This is a genomic window from Brevibacillus sp. FW301-21C12A, from assembly GCF_058788915.1.
This window is the reverse complement of sequence record NZ_JBYTBG010000009.1, coordinates 62,351-85,035: the sequence shown is the minus strand read 5'-3', so window position 1 is coordinate 85,035 and position 22,685 is coordinate 62,351. Positions and strand designations below refer to the sequence as shown.

At 54.8% G+C, this 22,685-nt stretch carries 24 protein-coding genes and 1 other annotated feature; of the genes, 21 read left to right on the top strand and 3 right to left on the bottom strand.

The genetic code is table 11. From position 1 onward, the window contains the following. Positions 1–30: 30 nt before the first annotated feature. The 13 genes from rodA (at position 31) to AC3WQH_RS08405 (ending at position 10,925) form a co-directional block, all read left to right on the top strand. On the top strand, positions 31–1,161 hold the full coding sequence (gene rodA / locus AC3WQH_RS08465) for a rod shape-determining protein RodA (protein WP_005832368.1): 1,131 nt from the start codon (positions 31–33) through the stop codon (positions 1,159–1,161). 232 nt (positions 1,162–1,393) lie between these two features. Then, positions 1,394–1,594, top strand: coding sequence for a cold-shock protein (locus AC3WQH_RS08460; RefSeq protein WP_005832370.1), 201 nt, complete (start codon positions 1,394–1,396; stop codon positions 1,592–1,594). A 166-nt stretch (positions 1,595–1,760) separates the two neighbouring features. Then, a complete protein-coding gene (locus AC3WQH_RS08455) occupies positions 1,761–2,540 on the top strand; it encodes a M23 family metallopeptidase (RefSeq protein ID WP_005832372.1) in 780 nt (259 codons plus the stop codon). Continuing rightward, positions 2,533–3,369 carry a M50 family metallopeptidase gene (locus AC3WQH_RS08450; protein WP_005832374.1) on the top strand — a complete coding sequence of 279 codons (837 nt, stop codon included), beginning with the start codon at positions 2,533–2,535 and terminating at the stop codon, positions 3,367–3,369. Before AC3WQH_RS08455 ends, AC3WQH_RS08450 begins: the two co-directional genes overlap by 8 nt. Before the next feature lie 251 nt (positions 3,370–3,620). Continuing rightward, on the top strand, positions 3,621–5,114 hold the full coding sequence (locus tag AC3WQH_RS08445) for an Rne/Rng family ribonuclease (RefSeq protein ID WP_327991141.1): 1,494 nt from the start codon (positions 3,621–3,623) through the stop codon (positions 5,112–5,114). A gap of 52 nt (positions 5,115–5,166) precedes the next feature. Next, positions 5,167–5,245 (top strand) — a sequence feature (ribosomal protein L21 leader region). Between the two features lie 10 nt (positions 5,246–5,255). Further along, entirely contained in the window at positions 5,256–5,567 is a 312-nt protein-coding gene (gene rplU / locus AC3WQH_RS08440) for a 50S ribosomal protein L21 (RefSeq protein ID WP_005832378.1), read from the top strand. Between the two features lie 15 nt (positions 5,568–5,582). Further along, on the top strand, positions 5,583–5,933 hold the full coding sequence (locus AC3WQH_RS08435) for a ribosomal-processing cysteine protease Prp (protein WP_005832380.1): 351 nt from the start codon (positions 5,583–5,585) through the stop codon (positions 5,931–5,933). Positions 5,934–5,940: 7 nt separating this feature from the next. Beyond that, positions 5,941–6,234, top strand: a complete 294-nt coding sequence (rpmA, locus tag AC3WQH_RS08430) for a 50S ribosomal protein L27 (RefSeq protein ID WP_005832382.1) — start codon at positions 5,941–5,943, stop codon at positions 6,232–6,234. A 180-nt stretch (positions 6,235–6,414) separates the two neighbouring features. Next, complete coding sequence (locus AC3WQH_RS08425) at positions 6,415–6,999, top strand: Spo0B C-terminal domain-containing protein (RefSeq protein ID WP_005832384.1); 585 nt, start codon at positions 6,415–6,417, stop codon at positions 6,997–6,999. 13 nt (positions 7,000–7,012) lie between these two features. Further along, complete coding sequence (gene obgE / locus AC3WQH_RS08420) at positions 7,013–8,290, top strand: GTPase ObgE (RefSeq protein WP_005832387.1); 1,278 nt, start codon at positions 7,013–7,015, stop codon at positions 8,288–8,290. A gap of 9 nt (positions 8,291–8,299) precedes the next feature. Then, the gene (locus tag AC3WQH_RS08415) at positions 8,300–8,965 is read left to right on the top strand and encodes a PilZ domain-containing protein (protein ID WP_005832390.1); all 666 of its coding nucleotides are present in this window, start codon (positions 8,300–8,302) and stop codon (positions 8,963–8,965) included. A gap of 292 nt (positions 8,966–9,257) precedes the next feature. Then, complete coding sequence (locus tag AC3WQH_RS08410) at positions 9,258–9,707, top strand: DUF1641 domain-containing protein (RefSeq protein WP_005832392.1); 450 nt, start codon at positions 9,258–9,260, stop codon at positions 9,705–9,707. Positions 9,708–9,746: 39 nt separating this feature from the next. Beyond that, positions 9,747–10,925 (top strand): NAD(P)/FAD-dependent oxidoreductase, encoded by a 1,179-nt coding sequence (locus tag AC3WQH_RS08405; protein ID WP_005832394.1) that lies wholly within the window; start codon positions 9,747–9,749, stop codon positions 10,923–10,925. 90 nt (positions 10,926–11,015) lie between these two features. Here AC3WQH_RS08405 and AC3WQH_RS08400 read toward each other — a convergent pair whose 3' ends face one another. Continuing rightward, on the bottom strand, positions 11,016–11,168 hold the full coding sequence (locus AC3WQH_RS08400; RefSeq protein ID WP_007782400.1) for a hypothetical protein: 153 nt from the start codon (positions 11,166–11,168) through the stop codon (positions 11,016–11,018). A gap of 185 nt (positions 11,169–11,353) precedes the next feature. Between AC3WQH_RS08400 and AC3WQH_RS08395 the strand changes: the two genes are divergently transcribed. The 7 genes from AC3WQH_RS08395 to AC3WQH_RS08365 all read left to right on the top strand — a co-directional run bounded on the left by AC3WQH_RS08395 (position 11,354) and on the right by AC3WQH_RS08365 (position 18,591). Then, on the top strand, positions 11,354–11,797 hold the full coding sequence (locus tag AC3WQH_RS08395) for an ACT domain-containing protein (RefSeq protein ID WP_005832396.1): 444 nt from the start codon (positions 11,354–11,356) through the stop codon (positions 11,795–11,797). A 24-nt stretch (positions 11,798–11,821) separates the two neighbouring features. Then, positions 11,822–13,123, top strand: coding sequence for a homoserine dehydrogenase (locus tag AC3WQH_RS08390; protein WP_005832398.1), 1,302 nt, complete (start codon positions 11,822–11,824; stop codon positions 13,121–13,123). Continuing rightward, on the top strand, positions 13,123–14,205 hold the full coding sequence (thrC, locus tag AC3WQH_RS08385; RefSeq protein WP_007782391.1) for a threonine synthase: 1,083 nt from the start codon (positions 13,123–13,125) through the stop codon (positions 14,203–14,205). The genes AC3WQH_RS08390 and thrC overlap by 1 nt, the downstream gene beginning before the upstream one ends. Then, entirely contained in the window at positions 14,202–15,131 is a 930-nt protein-coding gene (thrB, locus tag AC3WQH_RS08380) for a homoserine kinase (protein WP_007782388.1), read from the top strand. The genes thrC and thrB overlap by 4 nt, the downstream gene beginning before the upstream one ends. Before the next feature lie 24 nt (positions 15,132–15,155). Then, positions 15,156–16,019, top strand: coding sequence for a prephenate dehydratase (gene pheA / locus AC3WQH_RS08375; RefSeq protein ID WP_005832402.1), 864 nt, complete (start codon positions 15,156–15,158; stop codon positions 16,017–16,019). Between the two features lie 113 nt (positions 16,020–16,132). Next, positions 16,133–17,551, top strand: coding sequence for a LysM peptidoglycan-binding domain-containing protein (locus tag AC3WQH_RS08370; RefSeq protein ID WP_327991140.1), 1,419 nt, complete (start codon positions 16,133–16,135; stop codon positions 17,549–17,551). An 11-nt stretch (positions 17,552–17,562) separates the two neighbouring features. Beyond that, on the top strand, positions 17,563–18,591 hold the full coding sequence (locus tag AC3WQH_RS08365) for a phosphotransferase (RefSeq protein WP_005832405.1): 1,029 nt from the start codon (positions 17,563–17,565) through the stop codon (positions 18,589–18,591). Positions 18,592–18,677: 86 nt separating this feature from the next. Here the strand turns inward: AC3WQH_RS08365 and AC3WQH_RS08360 are convergent, their stop codons facing one another. Then, the gene (locus AC3WQH_RS08360; protein ID WP_005832406.1) at positions 18,678–20,666 is read right to left on the bottom strand and encodes a bifunctional 2',3'-cyclic-nucleotide 2'-phosphodiesterase/3'-nucleotidase; all 1,989 of its coding nucleotides are present in this window, start codon (positions 20,664–20,666) and stop codon (positions 18,678–18,680) included. A 259-nt stretch (positions 20,667–20,925) separates the two neighbouring features. Here AC3WQH_RS08360 and AC3WQH_RS08355 point away from each other — a divergent pair, with 259 nt between their 5' ends. Continuing rightward, positions 20,926–21,495 carry a BofC C-terminal domain-containing protein gene (locus AC3WQH_RS08355; RefSeq protein WP_005832408.1) on the top strand — a complete coding sequence of 190 codons (570 nt, stop codon included), beginning with the start codon at positions 20,926–20,928 and terminating at the stop codon, positions 21,493–21,495. Positions 21,496–21,578: 83 nt separating this feature from the next. Here the strand turns inward: AC3WQH_RS08355 and AC3WQH_RS08350 are convergent, their stop codons facing one another. Next, a complete protein-coding gene (locus tag AC3WQH_RS08350) occupies positions 21,579–22,661 on the bottom strand; it encodes a hypothetical protein (protein WP_007782375.1) in 1,083 nt (360 codons plus the stop codon). Between the last annotated feature and the right edge of the window lie 24 nt (positions 22,662–22,685).

The following is a 22,685-nucleotide window of genomic DNA, read 5'->3' as shown; positions in this document are numbered from 1 at the left end:
GAGGGGAGTCACGTTTTCTAGGAGGAAAACATGGACCTGGAAAAACGTCACTTAAAATCAATTGACTGGACGATTATTTTGATTTTGGCAGGACTGGGTGTGTTCAGCTATCTGGGGATCTCCGGGTCGGCTGCCGGGGTGGACAAGGCCCATCAGCAGGTGATGTGGTATGTGATCGGGTTTATCGTGCTCGGCGTCACGCTGCTGTTTGACTATCGGCTGTTTCACAACCTCGCCTACGTCCTGTATGTACTCGGTCTGATTTTGCTGATCGGGGTCTTCCAGACAAAGCCGATCAACAATACGACGAGCTGGTACGATCTCGGGCCAGTCCTGTTTCAGCCCTCGGAGCCGATGAAGCTGTTTACGATTTTGACGGTCGCCCGCTTCATGGCGAAAAGGGCGGAGGACCCCGACCGCTTCTACTATTTTTACAAGCTGATTCCGGTAGCGGCGCTCGTAGGCGTCCCGCTGCTGCTTATTTTGGTTCAGCCTGACCTGGGGACGGCGATGGTCTTTACGGGGATGCTCGCCACTCTGCTGATCGTCGGCGGAATCCGCATGAAGCACGTCTTGTACTTGGTGGGCATTATCGGCAGCTTTTTTGCCGCGATGACGCTATTGTACGAGTACAAGCAGGAGATTTTTTTCAAGATCATCAAGCCGTACCAGTGGGATCGCGTCGTCTTCTGGATGGACCCTGATCTGGAACCGATGGGGCGAGGCTTCCAGTTGAAGCAGGCATTGATTTCGATTGGCTCGGGCCAGCTTTTCGGAAAAGGCATCGACACACCTACACAGGCGAGCTTTGGCTGGGTGCCTGTCGGGGAAAGCGATTTTATTTTCACGGTAATTGCGGAAAAGCTCGGCTTTGTCGGGGCCGGTCTGTTGATGATCCTGTTCTTCGCCTTGATTTACCGCATGATCCGCATCGCGATGGAAGCCAAAGATCCGTTTGGCTCCTACGTCGTAGCCGGCGTGGTCGGGATGCTCACCTTCCAAATTTTTGAGAACATCGGCATGACGATCCAGTTGATGCCGATTACGGGGATTCCGTTGCCGTTCATCAGCTACGGGGGCAGCTCGCTGATTACCAACTTTTTAATCATCGGCGTCGTCCTCAATATCGGCATGCGCAAAGACAAATTACGATTTGACTAAATGCGTGACAAATCGGAAATCGTGTGATAAAATCATCCTAAGTTAACCATTTTTACAAGTTATAGTGGTTTGGATGATTGGTTATGGAGTCGTACCGTTGTGAGAGACGTCACCATTGTCAATCGCATTGGTACGGCTTTTTTCCTTGACGCAAAAGGCTTATCTGTAAAAAAGGGGTTAACGCTACACTTTTTCGCCTCATGGGGCGAAATGTTCAGGGAGGTTTTGTTTCATGCAACAAGGTATCGTAAAATGGTTTAACGCGGAAAAAGGGTACGGGTTCATCCAAGTGGAAGGCGGAGACGATGTATTCGTACACTACAGCGCGATCCAGTCTGAAGGTTTCAAATCTCTGGACGAAGGTCAAAAAGTTGAGTTCGAAATCGTTCAAGGTAGCCGTGGACCACAAGCTGCTAGCGTAACCAAACTGTAAACTTCGACAGATTCAAAGGCAGTCTCTCAATGGGGAGACTGTCTTTTTTGCGTATGGGAGCGGTTTTGGCAAGAGGGCAAGCGGAGGAAGTCCTGGGAGCGGGCGGCATAAAGCCGGCAGACAAGTCATAAACTGGAACAAAGGCTTGGCCTGCGGAGGGATGGACATGTTCGGTGGAGCAAATCGTGTAAAAGAAAGACGGCGGGAGCGGCTGGAGCGAATCCGTACACAATCACGAGACAGTTTCTCTCCTTACGTGGACGACTGGAAGGACCCAATCGAAGTAGAGACTGATCCGTTCGGGTTTTCCTTGAAGGAAAACGACGAAGGGACGCCGCCGCCTTCTCATGAAAAATGGGGGCTGCAAATTTTTGCATCCGTCCTTTTGCTGGGGATGGCGTACTTGTTGTTCCAAACGTCGCTGATCCCGGCCAACTGGAAAGATTCCGCGCGCGAGGTCATGACGCGGGATTTTAACTTCGCGGGCGTGGCAGATTGGTACGAAGCCCGGTTCGGCCCGATTCCAACGCTGCTGCCTCAGGTTCCGGGGCCAAGCGCGGTTCCGGCGACAAGTACAGCCAAGGATGTGGCTGTCTGGAAGCTGCCTGCGAGCTGGAAAGTCGTGAAAGCTTATGAAGCGCCAGATACGAAGGTTGTGCTGGATACGGGAGTCGGCGAGCAGGTGAAAATCGGGGAGGCGGGATGGGTTTCCTACGTCGGGGAGCAGCCTGGCTTCGGGACGACTGTCATTGTCCGGCTGACCAAAGGACGGGAAGTGTGGCTCGGCAATCTGGACAGTGTCGGCGTGGCAAAAGACGAGGTGTTGTCGCCCGGACAGGTGATTGGAACGGCACGGGTGGTGAACGGAACAGAGCGCCATTTGTACTTCGCAGCGAAAACAGATGAGCAGTTTGTCGATCCGCTGGAAGTGATCCCGTTTGAATAATGGCGGATGGCTGGACATACGTTTTCGCATTCACCTGCTCTTTTGGGCAGTAATCGGTGTGTCTGTGCTTACAGGCCACTTTTTGGAAGTGATTACGCTGTTTGTGATCGTCCTCATTCACGAGCTGGGACACGTGGCGATGGCTCGCGAGCTGGGCTGGCGAGTGCAGGAGGTCCAGTTGCTCCCTTTTGGCGGGGTGGCGACGGTGGAAAACAGCTACGCCACAGACCCGCTGGATGAGATTGCTGTGGCGCTTGCCGGGCCGTTTATGAACATGGTGATGATGGCAGCCTCGTACCTGTTTTGGTACACAGGCGTCTGGACGGAAGAATGGTCCCGGTTTTTTCTCGTCAGCAACGCTACGATCGCGTTGTTCAATCTGTTGCCGATCTGGCCGCTGGACGGCGGGCGGATCGTGCTGGCGATGCTTTGCTGGTTCATGTCCTACCGCCAGGCAGCACTCGTTTCGCTGGCGGGCAGCACCTTGCTCGCGGGCATTCTCGTCGGGGTGTCCGGCCTCGATCTGAAGCTCAACCTGCTCATCATCGGCCTGTACTTGCTCGCGATGAACATTCAGTCGTTTTTGCGCTTTCCGTATCAATTTTTTCGCTTTCTGGTGGAAAAGTACGGGCGCAGGCAGGAAGAAGCGGCCGTGCAGGCCATCCGCGTCCGCCCGGAGGAGACGGTGCTGGCGGTGTCGCATAAGCTGCGCCGGGGCCGCTCCCACCTGTTCTACGTGCAGGGGGCGGGACTTTTGGCAGAAGAGCAACTGCTGCACGCCCTGTTATTCGAACAAAAGCACGATGCTGCGGTGGGCAAGCTCCTGTAACGGTTAACGCTCAACGGATGCTGGCGGACGCCATTCCAGCAGCAGGCAATCGCGCAAGCTTCCTTCGTGCCATTCGGGGCGGGGAAGCTTTTTCTTTTGGCGTAGCCGTACTGCTCTTTGGCCGAAGCGTCGAGCGGGACGGGGGAAATCTCGCCTTTCTTTTTCCGAATGCCTATGTTAGATTACTTCCTGTGAGTCCGGCAATCCTGCTGGGCTGCCGGAAAAGGACGGGAATACGGAGTGTGAGTGCAGTGAGACAATTGGCAATAAGCGGCAGGGGCGGCGTGCGGATCGCATTTCTTACGGATGGGCAACTGAGCGAATGGCGGACGCAGGAGACAGGCGAGCACGTCAGCGCAGGGGATGTTTACTACGGACGGATCGCGGACGTAAAGCCAGGAATCCAATCCGCTTTTGTTGACATTGGGTGCGGGCAAAACGCTTACTTGTATGTCGATGACACGCTTCCAGCCGCGTCTGGCGAAAAGGGCAAGCCGAGCATTTCCGAGCGTGTGCAAGCGGGTCAGTATGTCATCTGCCAGGTCATCAAGGAAGGCTCAGAGCTCAAGGCTCCGAAAATTTCGCTGAAAATCAGCCTGCAAGGGCGCTACCTCGTGTATTTGCCCGTAGAGGAAGGATTGTCTCTTTCGCGAAAAATTAGCGCGCCAGAGGAACGGCAGCGGCTGGAGCAGATGATCGCGCCGCTGCTCGGAAGCAAAGAAGGAGTCATCGTGCGGACGGAGGCGGCTGGAGTGGACAGCGAGCAGTTGACGAGCGAGCTAGCCTACTTGCGCAAGCGGTGGGAGGGCGTCTGCCAGCAGGCTGCTGCGCGCAAGTCGCCCGGGCGAATCGGCAGCGATCTGGACGCGGTCGAAGCGGCGCTGCGAGAGGCGCTGGCGGAAGGGCTCGATGAAGTGGTGGTGGAGGATGCCGCTACGTATCAGCAAGTAAAGGCAGCGCTTGCCGCCTTTGCAGCGGATGCGCAAAGCCTGCTGCGAAAACATACGGGCAAAGCGCCGCTGTTTGACGAACTGGGCGTGCAGGCCAAGCTGGAGCGGGCTCTCCAGCGCGAGGTACCGCTTGGCAACGGCGGCTTTCTCGTGTTTGACAGGACGGAGGCGATGACCGTCATCGACGTGAACACCGGCTCGTTTACCGGAGGAGGCGGCCAGCAGCGAGAGCAGGCTGTCACCGCAACCAACCTGGAGGCGGCAAAGGAAATCGCCAGACAGCTTCGGTTGCGCGACATCGGGGGCATCGTCATCATTGACTTTATTGACATGAAGGAGCCTGCCAACAAAGAAAGGGTGCTGGCGACGCTGAAAAAAGAGCTGGCCCGGGATGCAGTTCCAGCGACTGTGCTTGGAATGACGGCGCTTGGACTGGTCGAGCTGACGCGAAAACGGGTGAGAGCGAGCCTGGTGGAGCGGCTGACCGAGCCTTGTGCGGCGTGCGAGGGACGCGGGCGAGTTTTGCGTGCTGACGAGTGCCTCCGGCGTCTGCAAGACGAGCTCGCCGGACTGGCCCGTTCGCAGCAGGCGGAGGCGGCGGTCGTGGAGCTTTCCACCAGACTTTTCCCGCTCGTGGACGCCGGGGACGGGGGAACAGCCGCTGCCACCAACTGGCCTCTGCGCATCTATAAGCGCGAGCAACCGCGGCTTGCCCCGGACGGCTACCGGATTACCTACGCGGGAAATGCGGTGGAGGCAGAGCGTTTGTCCGAAAACAATCGCAAAATGACTTGACTGGGCGCTTGCTGCTATGATAACCTAATGTTTGTCATGCAGCTATGTCTTGTGCATACTGTAACCGCACGAATCGGGTACATAAGTCGCCGCCAGTCGGCGCACCTGTAGAGGCGAGTCTGAGTATAGGAGGTGCACACAGTGTACGCAATTATCGAAACCGGTGGAAAGCAATACAAAGTTGAAGAGGGTTCCGTTCTCTTCATCGAGAAATTGGCTGGCAATGAAGGAGAAGTTGTTACTTTTGACAAAGTTCTCTTCGTAAGCAAAGACGGCAAAGTTACTGCAGGAGCTCCTACAGTAGCTGGTGCAACGGTAACTGGTAAAGTAGAAAAACACGGTAAAGCTGCAAAAATCATCGTGTACAAATACAAAGCCAAGAAAAACTACCGTCGCAAACAAGGTCACCGTCAACCGTTCACCAAAGTTGTGATCGAAAAGATCAACGCTTAATTTTGGTGACCTGATATGATCGAAGTGATCGTGAGCCGTGCGCAGCACGGTATCCATGAAATTAGTATTTCCGGACATGCCAATGCGGGTGCTTATGGGGCGGACATCGTTTGTTCCGCCGTATCAGGCATCAGCTTTGGTATATTAAACAGCGTGCAGCCGCTGACGGGGCTGACACCGCAAGTTTCAGTCGCCCAAGAAGGCGGCGGCTTTCTGAAGTGGACGCTCGCTTCCTCGGAAGCGGCGGACATACTAGAAAAGCAGCAGCTTTTGGCTGAGAGCATGGTGATCGCCCTGTTATCAGTTGCGGCGCAGTACGGGAAATACGTAAAAGTGAATGACCATAAATGGCAGGGAGGTGTCTGATATGAACATGCTGTTTAATTTGGACCTTCAGTTTTTCGCATCGAAAAAAGGGGTAGGTTCCACTAAAAACGGACGTGATTCCATTTCCAAACGTCTGGGCGTGAAACGCGGTGACGGTCAATTCGTTACTGCCGGAAACATCCTCGTTCGCCAACGCGGAACGAAGATTTACCCAGGTGCGAACGTAATGAAAGGCGGAGACGACACTCTGTTTGCAACTGCAGATGGCGTTGTTCGTTTCAAGCGTCTGGGCCGCGATCGCAAGCAAGTTGTGATCGAACCAGTTGCTTCCGAAGCGTAAATATTTGTTCCAGGAAAACCCAGCATCGTTGCTGGGTTTTCTTTTGCTTTTCGGGCAAACGGAACAAAGCGGAACAGTTTGCGCCAAAATAGTTGGGCGCAGCCAAGTTTTCTCATTGTCCCGGCTTCTTTTATGGTACAATGGTTAGGAAAGAAATTCTTATCGACTTGGGTGAATGTGATGGGGGACGAGCGGAGACTGCTTACGCATCAGACAGACCAGTTGCTGGCCGTACTGAATCGGCAGCGGCATGACTGGTTGAACCACGTTCAGGTTCTGCTCGGCTATTTGCATATGAACCGTACTGAGCAGGGAGAGGCGCACTTGAAGCGCATCGCGCAGATGGCGATGCAGGAATCAATGGTCGCGCGTTTGAACAACTCCCTGTTGTCCGTCTTCTTCTTGACATTCAATGCGCTGAACAAGGAAATGCTTTTGGAAGTAGACGTGTGCAATGATGTGGATCTCACGCGAATAGCATTGGACGAGCAGCACTTGTTTCAGTTGGTGTCGGAGATATTATGCACAGTGAACGATCATGTAGACCAAAATGGCTACGAGCCAGCCAGTATGCACGTAAGCTTGCAGGCGGATCAACGAGGCGTTCATTTTCGTTTTGACCTGGCCGGAGAGCTGAATGCATCCGGAATGGAAAAATTGGAAAAGCTGATACGGAATAGCGAGCAAAGTACGGTGGAGGTCACCGAGTGGATACAGACGGAAGGCGAATGGGTGTTGGACTTGCTGATTCCATTCGCGCAATGAAAGAGGTGACACCATGTTTGTCGATCAGGTAAAAGTTTATGTAAAAGGCGGAGACGGTGGGAACGGAGCCGTTTCTTTTCGCCGGGAGAAGTACGTGCCGCTTGGCGGACCGGCAGGCGGCGATGGCGGTAAAGGCGGCGATGTCGTGTTTGAAGTCGATGAAGGACTGCGCACGCTCGTAGACTTCCGCTACCAAAGACATTTCAAGGCGCCGCGCGGAGAGCACGGACGCAACAAGTCGCAGCACGGAGCCGGAGCGGAGGATATGATCGTCCGCGTACCGCCGGGCACGACCGTCATTGATGACGACACAAAAGAAGTCATTGCCGATCTGGTGGAGCACGGCCAGCGCGCTGTGATCGCCAAAGGCGGACGTGGCGGACGGGGGAATATCCGTTTTGCCAATTCGTCCAATCCCGCCCCACATATTTCGGAGAACGGAGAACCGGGCCAGGAGCGCTACATCGTCATGGAGCTGAAGCTGATTGCGGATGTCGGTCTGGTTGGCTATCCGAGCGTCGGAAAATCGACACTGCTCTCCAGTGTGACTGCGGCGAAGCCAAAGATCGCAGCGTACCATTTTACGACGTTGACGCCGAATCTGGGTGTCGTGGATTTGGGCGAGCAGAGCTTTGTCATGGCGGACTTGCCGGGGCTGATTGAAGGCGCGCACGAAGGTGTGGGGCTTGGCCACCAATTCCTGCGCCACGTGGAGCGCACCCGCCTGATTGTTCACGTCATCGACATGGCAGGGGTGGATGGACGCGATCCTTACGAAGATTACTTGCAGATCAACCGCGAGCTGAAGCTCTACAACCTGAAGCTTGAGGAGCGTCCGCAAATTATCGCGGCCAACAAGATGGACGTGCCGGAAGCGGCGGAAAACTTGCGACGCTTCAAGGAAAAAGTGCCGGATGTCAACGTGTTTGAGATTTCGGCAGCGACCAGACAAGGCGTCCAGGAATTGATGTACGCGATAGGCGACATGCTCTCGACGATTCCGGACAAGCCGACGGTCGAGGAAGTTGTAGAAGTGGAAGAGCGCGTGGTGTTCCGGGCGGAAAAAGAGCCGGAGCCATTCGAGATTACCCGCGACAACGATGTGTTCGTGGTCAGCGGCGAGAAAATCGAGAAGCTGGTGCGCATGACGAACCTCAACAGCTATGACGCCGCTCAGCGCTTCGCAAGACAGATGCGCAGCATGGGCGTGGACGAGGCATTGCGCAAGCACGGCGCAAAAGACGGGGATACCGTTCGGATTGGCAAATTAGAGTTTGACTTTGTGGAGTGACAAACAAAAATGATTGATATCCCATCCCTTACCCCTTTCATGGCGGACAAACGCCTCCAACGCGGTGCTTCTTTGCCGATGATGATCTCAAGACAGGTCAAAGCGCCCATTCAAGTAATGGTAGAGCATGTCAAAAGCAGTTATCTCGTTGTCTCTCTTGAGATGAAGGCCGAAGCAAGGACCGAACTGCTCGGATCAACGGTACGTGTTCGGTGGGAATCGGATGCGGCTATTAACACGATTGATCTGGAAGTCATTTCAGAAGAAACGGTCTGGCCAATCAAGCTGTTGGCGATGGTTCCGGTCAGCGTCGGCGTCGAGATTGTGGCAGGCCGCAAGCAGGAGCCCATCTCCCCGGGAATCGACATCCGCGTCCCGTACAAGGTGATGGGGGCAAGGCCGATCGAGGAAAAAGGAGAGGCTGTGCTGCTGAAGCTTTCCCCCACACGGCTTATTCTCGGCACAGAAGGCTACGTGGCAAAGGGAGAGTTTCTCCACCTCTCGTTCACAGTTCCGTCGACTGGCCAGGAAATCGTCATGATGGCAAAAATCGTGGAGAAAACTTTCGACGACAAGCAAACCGTGATCGAGTTGATTTTTACGGATATCAATGAAAAGCATCACCAACTCATCAAAGATTACTATAAAAAACTCACGTCTGCCGCTTCTTCCTGAGGAAGCGGTTTTTTTTCCTTTGCTGTTCCCGCGAAGAAGGTATATAGTAGAGTACATAGAGTTCTGAATCGAGCCTGTTCACCTGGTGGATTTGTTTTGTACGCTTTCCTGAATATCACTTTGTGAAATCTTGCACTTTTGATTATTCTACGCTGTTGTGTTGCTTCAGTTTGTGAAAAATATTACAAGCACATAGGCTTTTCGGTATTTTGGGAGAATGGCGGCCGTTACTCGTATGAACAGGCATCGAGAAAGAAGGCCTCTATTCCAAAGCAAAGGAGGACGTTTTTCTATGTCTCAAACAACCACGCAACAAGCTCAGGCGGAAGTAGCAAGCACCGCTACCCTGGCACCTGAGCAGCAAATGGATGTACTCGATCAGTTGATGAAGCCAGAAATTCAAGAATCCCTGAATGTGTTGGTGGCAAACTTGCCGAAGCTGGCCGAGATGACAACCATCCTCACCAAAACGTACGACCTGGTACAAACCGTAGCCAACGACCAAGTGCTCATCGAAGACATCAAGGGCGGCGTGGAAGAGTTCGTCAAGCCGATCTCTGACAAGGCAAAAGGCATCGCACAAGCGGCGATCGAAGCAAACGACCGCGCGCACGCGGAGGAATCCACTATCGGTTTGTTTGGCATGCTCAAAATGCTGAAAGACCCGCAAGTACAAAAAACATTGCGTTTCGCCCAGGCATTCCTGGAAGTTTTGGCAGAGCGCCAGCAGCAAAAACGCTAATTACGATAACCTACGAGAGACAAGGACGGAGGATTGGGCATGGCGAAGCATATTCTCATTTTGGGCGGCGGCTACGGCGGATTGCTGTCCGCTTTGACTGCACGTAAACACATGACGGCTGAAGAAGCGACGATCACGGTTGTGAACCGTTTCCCTACGCACCAAATCATCACGGAGCTGCACCGCTTGGCAGTAGGAAACCTGTCTGAGCAAAACGTGGCGCTGCCACTGGAAAGACTGCTGCGCGGCAAAGATATCAACCTCGTGATTGATACTGTGGAAAAAATCGGCCTCGAATCGCAGCGTGTGACGCTGGCGAGCGGCGAGTCTATCAAATACGATGCACTGGTAATCGCGCTGGGCAGCGAGACGGCATTCTTCGGCATTCCTGGCCTGCAAGAGTACAGCTTCACGCTGAAATCGGTAGAGGAAGCAAACCGTCTGCGCGCGCACCTCGAAGAGCGCGTAGCAGAGTACAGCAAGAGCAAAAACAAGGCAGATGCCACCTTCGTGGTTGGCGGTGGCGGCCTGACCGGGATCGAGCTGGTTGGCGAGTTCGCCGACATGCTGCCGAACCTGTGCCGCAAATACGGCGTAGATTTTGCAGACCTGTCCATCTACTGTGTAGAAGCAGGACCATCCATCCTCGCAGGCTTTGCCCCTGACCTGGTAGAGCGTGCGAAAACAAGCCTGGAAAAACGCGGCGTTCAGTTCCTGACGGGCGTTCCGGTAACTGAAATGAAAGAAACGACGGTATGCTTAAAAGACGGCAACACCATCGAAACCAAAACAATGGTTTGGACAGGCGGCGTGCAAGGCAATCGCGTAGTGGCGGAGTGCGGCATTGAAGTAAATCGCGGCCGTGCAACCGTTACCGAATACTTGCAATCCACTTCTCACCCAGAAGTATTCCTCGCAGGCGACAGCGCGGTCGTGATGGGACCAGAAGGCCGTCCATACCCGCCGACTGCGCAACTGGCATGGCAAATGGGCGAAGTGGTGGGCTACAACCTGTTCGCGCACTTCAACGGCTCCAAAATGGACACGTTCAAGCCGGTATTCTCCGGTACGCTGGGCAGCCTGGGCCGCAAAGACGCCATCGGCACCATCGGCGCAAGCCAACTGAAGCTGAAAGGCTTGCCAGCTACCTTGATGAAGGAAGCGAGCAACGTGCGCTACCTGACTCATATCAACGGCCTGTCCTCGCTGGCCTACTAATTCATACGAGTAACACGCACAAAACCCGGGATCTGGCATCCCGGGTTTTTCCTATTTCAGCGAGCAAAGGTGCAGATCACTCTGGCGGACTTATTTGTTGCCGCTCGGATCTTCGACGATGTTCGGGGATTGCGCCATTTTTTTGCCGCGCAGATCAGCGCCAAACTGATCCAGGCTGCTCGGCTTCCCGGCCGGGTGATTGTTGCGGCGCTCTGATTTGTCCGACTTTCCGCGTCCTGCCATCTGTCTTTCACCTCCTCTTCCTCAACCGCTTTTAGTTTGCGCGAAGCGCGCCAAGCTCATGTAACCCGAGTGAACCGAATCAGGTTGGGTGAAAAAAATTGGCGTTCAAGGATTGTCACAGCGGACGGTATCCGTTATAATGTCCTCTATGAAGAAACAACTGTTTTTCTCAGGAGGACACGACGGTGAAACGGGAAGAGAAGTTCTACTTGATACGATCTGACATCTTACCAGAATCTATCGTGAAGACGATCGAAGCGAAAAAGATGCTGGAATCCGGCGAAGTGGACACCGTGAATGAGGCAGTGGAGCGGGTGGGACTGAGCCGAAGTGCTTTTTACAAATACAAGGACGGTATCTTTCCCTTCAATGCCATGATGAGCGAAAAGATCATGACGATCACGTTTTCGCTGGAGCACATGTCCGGTTATTTGTCCAAGGTGCTCACGTACGTAGCAGAACAAGGCGGGAACGTGCTGACGATCAACCAGACGATTCCGCTGCAAGGGATTGCCAACATTTCCATGTCTGTCGATATGGCCAACCTGCGCGTATCCAGCACGGAATTTCTGGAAAGCTTGCAAGAAATCCCCGGCGTTCGCAAAGCGATGATCGTCGGCAGAGGGTAAAAGAAGGGTAGGAGGAGAGAAACAATGGAGAAGCAAAGCATCAAGCTGGGGTTAATGGGGTTTGGCACAGTAGGGACAGGGGTTGTCCGCATCATCCAGGCGCATCAGGACGACTTGCAAAAGCAGACGGGACTGGGGATTGAGATTACGAAAATTCTCGTGCAGGACGCCGAGAAATCCCGCAATATCAGTTCCATGGATAATCTGCTGACGACAGAACCTGCTGAGCTTCTGGATGATCCGGACATTGAGGTGATCGTCGAGGTCATCGGTGGCATCCATCCGGCGAAGGAGTACATTCTCGCAGCACTGGAGCGCGGCAAGCATGTGGTGACAGCCAACAAAGACTTGATGGCGCTGCACGGCGCTGAAATTTTGAACAAGGCGCAGGAAAAAGGCTGCGACGTGTTTTACGAAGCGAGCGTGGCAGGCGGCATTCCGATCTTGCGCGCGCTGGTGGAAGGCTTCTCCTCTGACCGCATCACCAAAATGATGGGCATCGTCAACGGGACGACCAACTACATTTTGACCAAAATGAGCCAGGAGGGGGCAGACTACAGCGACGTTTTGAAGGAGGCGCAAGCGTTGGGATATGCGGAGGCGAATCCTACCTCTGACGTGGAAGGCTTCGACGCGGCCCGCAAAATGGCGATTCTGGCGACGCTCGGCTTCCGCGTACCGATGAAGCTCGAAGACGTGGACGTCAAAGGAATCAGCAAAGTGAGCAAAGAGGACATCGCCTACGGCAAGCAACTGGGCTATGAGATCAAGCTGCTGGGCCTGGCGAGACGCGATGGGGAAGCGATCGAGGTGAGCGTGCAGCCGACAATGGTGCCAAAATCGCATCCGCTGGCTTCCGTCAACGGCGTGTTCAACGCAGTGTACGTTCACGGCGAAGCGGTTGGCGAGACGATGTTCTATGGGCCGGGCGCGGGCGAGCTTCCGACTGCGACCGCAGTCGTGTCCGACCTCGTTACCGTTGTGAAAAACAGAAAGCTCGGGGTAAACGGACGCGGAATGGTCGCTCCGTACAAAGAAAAAATTCTCAAGGACGACAGTGAAAAGCTGTCCAAATACTTCCTGCGGATCGTAGTGACAGACAAGCGCGGCGTTTTGGCGCAGATCACCCAGCTTTTGGCTGACAAAAACATTTCCCTGGAGCAAGTCATCCAGCAGCCGTACAACAATGGCGGCGAGGCGGAAATCATCATGGTGACGCACCTGTCCTCGAAAAGCGACATGGACGGAGTCATTGCCTACATGGAACAAATGGACATCGTGTCCAAGATTGAAAGCTGCTACCGGGTAGAAGGGGGAGACAAATAATGAGTTCGGATCGACAATCTGGCATCATCGCACGCTATCGGGAGTTTCTTCCGGTTACGGACAAGACACCGCTCATCAGCCTGCACGAAGGAAATACACCGTTGATTCACGCGCCAAACCTGTCCAAACAGCTCGGCGTCGAGCTGTACGTGAAGTACGAGGGGCTGAACCCGACAGGCTCGTTCAAGGACAGGGGCATGGTGATGGCTGTCGCCAAGGCAGTAGAGGAAGGCAGCAAAACGATCATGTGCGCTTCCACCGGCAACACGTCGGCTGCTGCCGCTGCTTACGCCGCGCGCTCCGGCTTGCGCTGCATCGTGTTGATTCCGAGCGGCAACATCGCCCTCGGCAAGCTGGCGCAAGCGATCGCGTATGGCGCGGAAGTGATCGCCATCGACGGCAACTTCGACGAGGCACTGAACATCGTGCGCGAAATTACGGCGAAAGAGCCGATTACGCTCGTCAATTCCGTCAACCCGTACCGGATCGAAGGGCAAAAGACTGGAGCGTTCGAAGTGTGCGACGCCTTGGCTGACGCACCGGACATTTTGGCGATTCCCGTGGGCAACGCCGGAAACATCACCGCCTACTGGAAAGGCTTCAAAGAGTACAAGGAAGCGGGCAAATCCAGCCGCTTGCCGCACATGTACGGCTTCCAGGCAGCGGGAGCGGCGCCTCTCGTGCTCGGACAGCCTGTACCCAATCCGGAGACGATCGCAACAGCAATCCGCATCGGCAACCCTGCGAGCAAGGATGGCGCTCTGAACGCGATCGCCGAATCGAACGGACTCGTCGACAGCGTGACGGACGAAGAGATCATGCAGGCGTACCAGCTTTTGGCGAAAAACGAAGGCGTCTTCTGCGAACCGGCATCTGCCGCATCGCTGGCGGGCATCATCAAGCTGCATCAGGCCGGAAAGCTTCCACAGGGCGTCAAGGTTGCTTGCGTTTTGACCGGAAATGGCCTGAAAGACCCGAACATCGCCCTGAAGCTCGTAGGCGAGGAGCCGCGCTCGGTGCCTGCGACACATGAAGCCGTCATGCAACTGGTTCGCCAGAGCGAAAGCGAAGTCGTGTCATGAGCGAGCAGCGCGTAAAAGTAACGATTCCCGCAAGCACAGCCAATCTGGGGCCGGGCTTCGATGCTTTGGGAATGGCTTTTCAACTGTATTCGGTAGTGGAAATGGAAGTAAGCGAGCGGACAACCGTCGAGCTGGTTGGAAAAGAGCTGGAAGGGACGCCAGCAGACAAAAGCAATCTGTTGTATCAAGTAGCCGCGGGCTTGTTTGCAGAAGCCGGGCTGGCAGTTCCGGAGCTGGCGATACGGGCTTCGAGCGACGCTCCCTTGACGCGCGGGCTGGGCAGCAGTGCCGCGGCGATTGTCGGCGCGCTGGTGGCGGCGAATCAGCTTGCCGGGGAGCCATTTACCCGCGAAGAGCTGTTCGCACGGGCAACAGCGATGGAGGGACACCCCGACAATGTGGGAGCCTCGATGTTTGGCGGCATCATCGTGGCGACCATGCCGGAAAAAGCGGGGGAGCCCGTCCCGTATGTTCGCTTCGCCCCTCCCGCCGGGTTGCAAACGCTCGTCGTCATCCCGGATTTCATGCTGGAGACGCAAAAGGCGCGCAACGTTTTGCCGCAGGTGTACAGCAAGGAAGATGTTGTATATAATGTGGGACATAGCAGTTTGCTCGTTGCCGCATTGGCACAAGGCAGACTCGACCTGATGGGACGGGCTATGTCAGATCGGCTGCACCAGCCGTATCGCGCTAAACTTGTACCTGGCTTGAACGAAATCCTGGACAAAGCGACTGAGCACGGTGCCGTAGGCGCTGCCTTGAGCGGCGCGGGTCCGACGATTCTTTGCTTCTTTTCTACCGCAGAAGAGGAGGGACGACTGCGCGCATTCGTGGACAGCGTGATGAAAGGGCACGGCATTACTTACCGTGTCATGATTTTGCAGCCGGACGAAAATGGCGTACAAGTAGAAATCCATCAGAGATAGAGCATAGTTGGATAGGAGAACGCCATGGAGAAGAAACTCGCTTTTCTCGGACCTCGCGGAACGTTCACGGAAGAGGCGGCCCGGTCTTTGACGCAAGACCAGCCGATCTCGCTCGTTCCGTACCCGAGCATTATTGATGTGCTGAACGCCGTTTCCAACAAGGAAGTGGCATTCGGGGTTGTGCCGATGGAAAATTCCATCGAAGGAACCGTCAACTCCACCCTGGATTGGCTCATTCACGAAGTCGACTTGCCGATTATGGCCGAGCTGGCGCTGCCGATTACGCAAAACTTGCTGGTGGCAAAAAGGGAGCAGCCGCTGCCTTTGTCTGCGATTACGAAAGTTTTGTCGCATCCGCAGGCGATCGCGCAAAGCCACAACTTTTTGCGCGAAAACTTGCCGCACGCCCAGATCGAGTACGTGAACAGCACGGCGCTGGCAGCGAAAACCGTGAGCGAGCATCCCGAAGAGCCGTGGGCTGCTGTCGGCACCAGGCTGAATGTGGAGATTTATCCGCTGGAATTCGCACGCGAGCAAATTCAAGATTATTCGAATAACTACACCCGCTTTGTGCTCGTCGGCCAGGAACCGCTTGCGCTGCCGGCGTCTGCGCGCGAAAAGACGACGATTCTCGTCACGCTGCCGGAAGACTTCCCGGGGGCGCTGTACCAGGTGCTGGCGGCGTTTGCCTGGAGAAAAGTCAACTTGTCGCGGATTGAATCCCGCCCGACGAAAAAAGCATTGGGAAGCTACTATTTTGTCATTGATATCGAGCAAAAAATGGATGATGTCCTGCTGCCGGGAGCCTTTGCCGAGATTGAAGCGATCGGCTGTCAGGTGCGCCAGCTTGGAACGTATCCGTTTTATATGCAAAAAGCCAATTTTTAGAAATTGGCTTTTTTCTTTTCTCTCCCCCGTTCAAGAAAGCCAAGGCGTAAAGGAGCAAAACGCCCATGGGTGCATACCATGGTAGGGAGTTTTTACGCAAGGGAGGAGAAACATTGAGGATTCACATCGTACAAAAAGGCGAGAGCATGTGGAAGATCGCCAAAAAATACGGCGTCGATTACAAGGAACTGCTGCGCTTAAACAGCCAGATCAAAACTCCCGACACGCTCTATCCCGGAGCGAGAATCAAAATTCCGGCAAAGCGCGTTCCTGTCAGACCACAGCCACGAACAACGCCTCACCCGATGAGCGAGGCGGCTCCATATGTAAAAGAACGGCCGATTACCGAGCCTGAGTCGGAGGAAGTTCCGCTGCAGATTGAGCGGCGTCCGATCGAGCCGGAAGAACAAGAGGAAGAGGTGCGGATTGAATCGGAATCCAAGCCAAGAGTGAGTCCGGAGATTCCGTTTACGCCGCCAGCGAAGGAAAGGCCCCCGGCTTCGCCAACCCCGTCTGTGTCGCCAGAGACGATCCGGCCAACGCCAACGCCTGCACCGCTGCCGGAGAGGGTCGTTCCGCCAAAGCCACCCGGACCGAACATCAACCTAGAGCCGCAGAGGCCGCCAGTGCCAACGACGCCAGCCCGGCCTGTCGTTCCGCCCGTGCAGCCAACGCAAGTAAGCCCGTATATTTACCAGCCTCCCAGCCCGCCGAACATCGCGATGCCGAACGTACCGCCGCTGCCGCCTACACAGATCAGGCCGCTTCAGCCGCAGACACCGCCTGCGATCCAGTGTCCGCCATGCCCGCCTGTTCAGGCTCAGCCAAACATCCCACCAGGCCAGGTGAGGCCGTTTTCGCCGATGCCTCCGACACAGGTGCGCCCTCTGCAGCCAATGCCGCCACAGCAGGTACGCCCGATGCCGATGCCACCGAGACCGCCGCAGCAGCAAGTGCACCCGCTGCCGCCTGCGCCAAAGCTTCGGCCATGCCCGCCTGTGCGACCTTGCCCGCCGTGCGCGACTCCGAGAATGCCGCAGCAGCCGGGAAGACAACTGGTCAGTCCGGAGCAGATGGGGCCAGGGCCATGGCAAAGGCCGTTCCCAGGTCCAGGCCCGGGACAGCCGATGTTTCCCTACAGGCCGTTTGTCAGCCCGTGGCAGATGATGCCGCCATTCCCGGGGATGATCCCGTTCGGAATGCCGCCGATACGTCCGATGCCGCTTCCAATGCCGCTGTATCCGCTGCAACCGATGCATCCGCCCATGCCTATGCCATATCCACCGTCTCCGCCTAGACAGCCTCGCGCGAAGCTGCCTGTTTGCCCAGAACCAGTGGAGTCATCGTCATCATGTGAGTGTTCCTCGGCCAGCCCGGAGTACAGAAAGCGCAGACGCGTGAGAAGCAGCCGTGGCCCGCAGCCGTTTCACAACAACATGATGTTCCCGCCTACCCAGTGCGTCGCCTCCATGCCAGAGCAAGGCGCATGGCCAAACTGGGGAGACGGGCTCGATGAATCCTCTTCGTACTGAGAGGGACGGTTATGAACAAAGGACTCATACCAGCGATCGAAAAAGCTTTTCGTTGTGAGGTGCACGGGGTTAAGCCTAAGAGGAACGTCAATCTGCTCAAAACAGACCGGGGACACTGGATCATCAAAGGGTATAAGCAGTTGGAAAAAGCAGTATGGGTCACGGAGTTAGCCGATGCCTTGAGGCAAAAGGGCTTTGTTCACACGGTGCACTACGTCTCCGATGCGGAGGGCGCCAAAATTTTTCCTTACGAGGATCGTTATTACACGATTATGAAGCTGATCGACGGCGAGGAAGCCGACAACGCGTCGCTCTATGACGTGAAAAAGACAGCGGAGACGTTGGCGCGCTTCCATGTCGCGGCGCAAGGCTTTCCCGTCTCCCATTCGTATGCGTACGAAGGAAAGCCGAACTTGCTGGATAAATGGGAAAGCCGCCTGGAATACTTCGAGCGGCTCACCTGGATGATTGAGCAAAACGGCCCGCAAAACAAGCTGGAGCAAATCATCGCCCACTCGGCTGATGAAGTGCTGCGCGACGGCCAGCAGTTGCTGCAGTCTGCCTACAAGCTGCCGTTGACGCCGGAAATGTTCCTGGCCATGGAGAGAGGTACGCTCGCGCATCGGGACGTTGCCAGCCACAACTTTTTGCTCACCCAGCGGGGCAACTGCTATCTCATCGACCTGGATACGGTCGGCCACGACATTCAGCTCGTCGACCTCGTCCAGTTGATGTCGCGCATGCTGCTGATGCAGGACTATCGGATGGAATCGTTCGTGGAAGCGATGGAGGCATACAGCAACATTAACTATTTGAGCGACACGCAAATTTGGACCGTTCATCAACTGCTCCGTTACCCGGACAATTTTTTGCGCGAGGTGACAGGGCTGTACAGCAGGCGACCAGGCTACCATATGCGCGGCGTCCTGCAGCTTGTCATGCTAGAGGGAAAACTTGCCCAAAACCGGCAAAAGTTTTTGAATGACGGGGAGCGCATCTTCCAGCGTTCGCCGTGGGGAGAATATCATTTTGTCGGGTAAATTGCTCTTTTGTCCGCTCGGATTGGACGATACGAAAAAAACATCCCTCTTGCAAAAGAGGGATGTTTGTCTTGGAGACGCTAAGCTTACTTGGAAGCTGGCTTGGACAGGTCGATAGCGAACTTGGCAAAGCCGGATTCCAGTTGGCCGATGAATTTCAGGTTGGGCATTTTTTCGGCAAAAGGCTTCGCGTCTGGAGAAGAAGTGAAGGTTACGTTCACTTTTTCTTTGATTGGCGCAAACGTCCAGTTGTTGTCTGCTGCCGGGTTGATGTCTTTTTGGCTCAGGATGTAGTCGATCACTACTTGGCGGTTTTCATCCGGAGAATCGATGACGATGTTTTTGCCGTCCAGGCCAGGGAAGTTGCCGCCGCCGCCTGCGCGGTAGTTGTTGGTGACGACGATGAACTTGTCTTCCGGTTTGACTGGTTTGCCGTTGTAGGACAGGTTTTTGATGCGGTTCGCATCTTTGTTTTCCAGCTTGCCGTCAATCGCGTATTTGGATGGCTGTGTCACGTCGATTTGGTAGGTTACGCCATCAATTACGTCGTAGTTGTAAGTAGGGAACGCTTCGTTTATGAGCGGCTGCTCTTCTGTTTTCTTCACATCAATCTGGTTGAACTGGCCTGCGGAGCGCTCCAGCCATTCTTGCAGTTGGGAGCCGTTAATCAGAACAGCCTTCAATGTGTTTGGATAGATGTACAGGTCAGATACGTTTTTGATGGCGATCGTGCCTGCAGGGATGTTGGTGTAGTAGGATGCGCCGTTGCGGCCGCCTGCCTTGAATGGAGCTCCTGCGGACAGAACCGGAATGCCGTCGTATTCTGTGCCTTTAATGTTTTTCTCTACGAACCATTTTTGTGCATTCGTCACGATCTGGATGGATGGGTCATCCTGTACCAGCGCGAAGTAGCTGAAGATAGGGGAAGACGTTTTCCCTACAGCGGAGCGCACCCATTCCACGGTGTGGTCGTGGTCTTCTTTGACGGCATCGAGAACGGCCTGATCTGCATCTGCCAAGGAAGCTTTGTTTGTTTTGTCGTAGATCGGAATCGTTTTGGTAACCGACTCAGCCACTTTCCATTTGCCGTTTTCTTGCTTCAGCGTCAGGTCGATCACGCCGAGGTTGTTGCCCCAGTAGCCAGGCATGACAGCCGGTTTGCCGTTGATAGTGCCTTTTTCGCCGTCAACGCCAGGGATGTTTTCAAAGCCAGGTCCCGGGAAGACGAGGTGGGAGTGGCCGAACAGGATCGCGTCAATGCCTTCGACCTTGCTCAGTTGGTAGCTCGCGTTTTCCAGGTTCGCTGCCGGTTCAACCGGGCCGATGCCGGAGTGCGGAACCGCTACGATGATGTCGGCACCTTTTTGCTTCATCTCAGGGATGAACTTTTTGGCGCTTTCCACAATGTCTTTGGCGATCACTTTGCCTTCCAGGTTCGCTTTGTCCCACTGCATGATTTGCGGCGGAACGAAGCCGATGACACCGACTTTCAAGGTTACTTCTTTACCGCTCTCGTCCTTGAACTTGCGCTCGAGGATTTGATAAGGAGTGAACATGTTTTTGTCGTTGTTCGGGTTGTTATCCTTGTCGTCGATGTAGACGTTGGAGTTGATGTAAGGGAATTTCGCGCCCTTCAGGCTGCGATCCAGATGTTCCAGACCGAAGTTGAACTCGTGGTTCCCGATGTTGCCAAGGTCGTAGTTCAACAGGTTCATCGCTTTGTAAACCGGGTGAGTTTCTCCGTCTTGCAGCGGATCGATTTTCGCTACGTAGTCGCCCAGCGGGTTTCCTTGCAGCAGATCGCCGTTGTCGATGAGGATGCTGTTTTTCGCTTCGTCTCTCGCTTTTTTAATCAGCGTAGCGGTTTTGGCGAAGCCGAACTCGTCCGTGGCTTTGTCTTGGTAATAGTCGTAGTTTACGATGTTGGTATGGATATCGGTAGTTTCAAGCAGGCGGAGCTTCAGGGTGGAGCCAGTTTCGGCGCTCACAGGGGTAACAGGGAACGTGAGAGCGCTGACAACTAAAGAAGTGCTGAGGAGAAAAGCGGTCAGCATTTGTTTGTTTGTCTTTTTCATTTTTTGGTTGACCTCCAATAAGTTCACAATAAGTGCCAAGCAAAAATAGTTTATCACTACAATCTGTAGATTGGTAGATAATTGTAGGTTAAGATTATTAAATTTTGTCTATTGACAAAAAAGATATAATGATTGCTCAATTTGCCGTTTGCCCGCGATAAATTTCTCGCCAATTACGAATCCTTGAGAGATTCACGTATGTCCCCCTTCAAACATGGCAAAACTAGGAAAAAAGGTATAAGAAGGGGTTCATCAAATCATGCGAAAAAAATGGATGGTGTACGCATCGTGGGGCGCTGCGCTTCTCACCGGTGTCGTATTGGGCATCCTGCTGGCAGGCAGCGGAGGCAGAGAGAACGGACTGCTTCAACTGCTGCATACAGACATCGGCAAGACGGCAACGGTGGCAGGAAAGCCGTATGAACTGGTGTTGACCCGCAGCTACTTGTGCGGCGTCCGGGATGAAGAGCGTCAACCGATCGCCGCAGGCCATTTGCCGGAAGCGATGGGGGATTACAAAGGCTGGGAGATCGTGACAGCCGATCCGAGCAAAATGATTTTAATGAGAAGGGAACAGGACATTTCTCCCGCATGCAAGGAGAACGGCCATTTCGGCTTGTCGGCGGACGGAATGCTGACGCTGTTTCACGGGGTTCCCGCCGAGCAGGACGTCATCCAGACGTTTTACCGCATCAACACGGCAAAAATGGAAGCGAGCCTGCCAAAAGAAGAGCTGGAGAGCTTGAAGCGGGGCATCCGCATTCGCAATCTGGCAGAGTATAACAGCGTCCTGTCGACGTACGGGGAGTTTCAACTGGATGGCGACTAAAGCGAGCAGAGGAAAAAGTCGGCGATCCCGCAGGGGGAATGGTCGGTTTTTTTCGTGCTGCCGTACTGTTGTGCTGCATTTCGTTACAAGTCTACAGCGATAATCCGCCACTTGTCCCACGGCGTGGAGCGGCGCAGCAGAAACGTCCACTCTTCGTTCCGTTCATGGTTGTCATGCGTGAAGTAAGTCAGGTGGACGTGGACCTCCGAGAGCAACGGCCCCCGCTCGTCAGAAGGAATGACGATTTCGGTCTTGCGGACGGAGGCTACGTCAGACAGCCGGGCAGGCAGCGGGAAGCCGTCTGTCGTCATTTGCAGCACGTGGTTGTCCTGTTCGTGCAGGGCAGTGAGGAAATACCCCACCAGCTCCTCGGCAGTAGCGCCTGTGATCGTCGTCGCAAGCGAGCCGGACGCTTTTTCGATCATCAGGCTGTGGCTGGGATCGGGCTCCTTGCGCTTGTGGGTCGAGCTTCCGAAAAAGTGGATGCAAAAATGGCCGGGAAAGTCATTGCCCGCGATCGCCCCTGCACCGTGCGGCATGCCGTGCATGGAGGCGGCAAAATAAACGCCGTTGACCTTGACGAGAATCGCTCTGCGCTTCCATCTCCATTTGCCCTGGTAAATCTTTTTCATCGTCTGCGTATCTGTGCGCGTCAGCGGCTGCACATCGGCATGCCTGCTGCCCGCACGGCGCTGGACGTGGAACCGCTCGCCAGTCTCCAGGTCGATGACGGTGGCGTACTCCATGCGGCCGAAGGTGTGTTTGACCTGCTCCCACGGCGTCGCTTTGGCATAATGCACGCGTTCCACCTGCGCGACAAGCTCCTCGATTCGCTGGTGAACATCCGTCGGCAAAAGGTATTGCAGCGGCTTGTTGCTTTCAAACAAATTCCCGTCGTGGTCGTACACAAACTGGCGCTTTTTGACGGTCAAGGTGGCGCGAACCCAGTGGGGATTCACGAAAGCCGGAACCTTTTTTGCGGCAAACAGCCGTTTGACGAACGAATGCTGGGCGCGAACATTGAGCGTAGAGTGAAAAGGCGAAGTCGGCGATACAGAGACAGAAACGGTAATCGGTTCTTTGCCTTTCGCCTGGGCGGGCTGCTTTGCGCAGCAGACAGAGAAGAGAAGCGTGACGAGTAAGAAAGCGGCTAGTAAACGTCGCACCGAATCAGCACCTCCACCCTATAT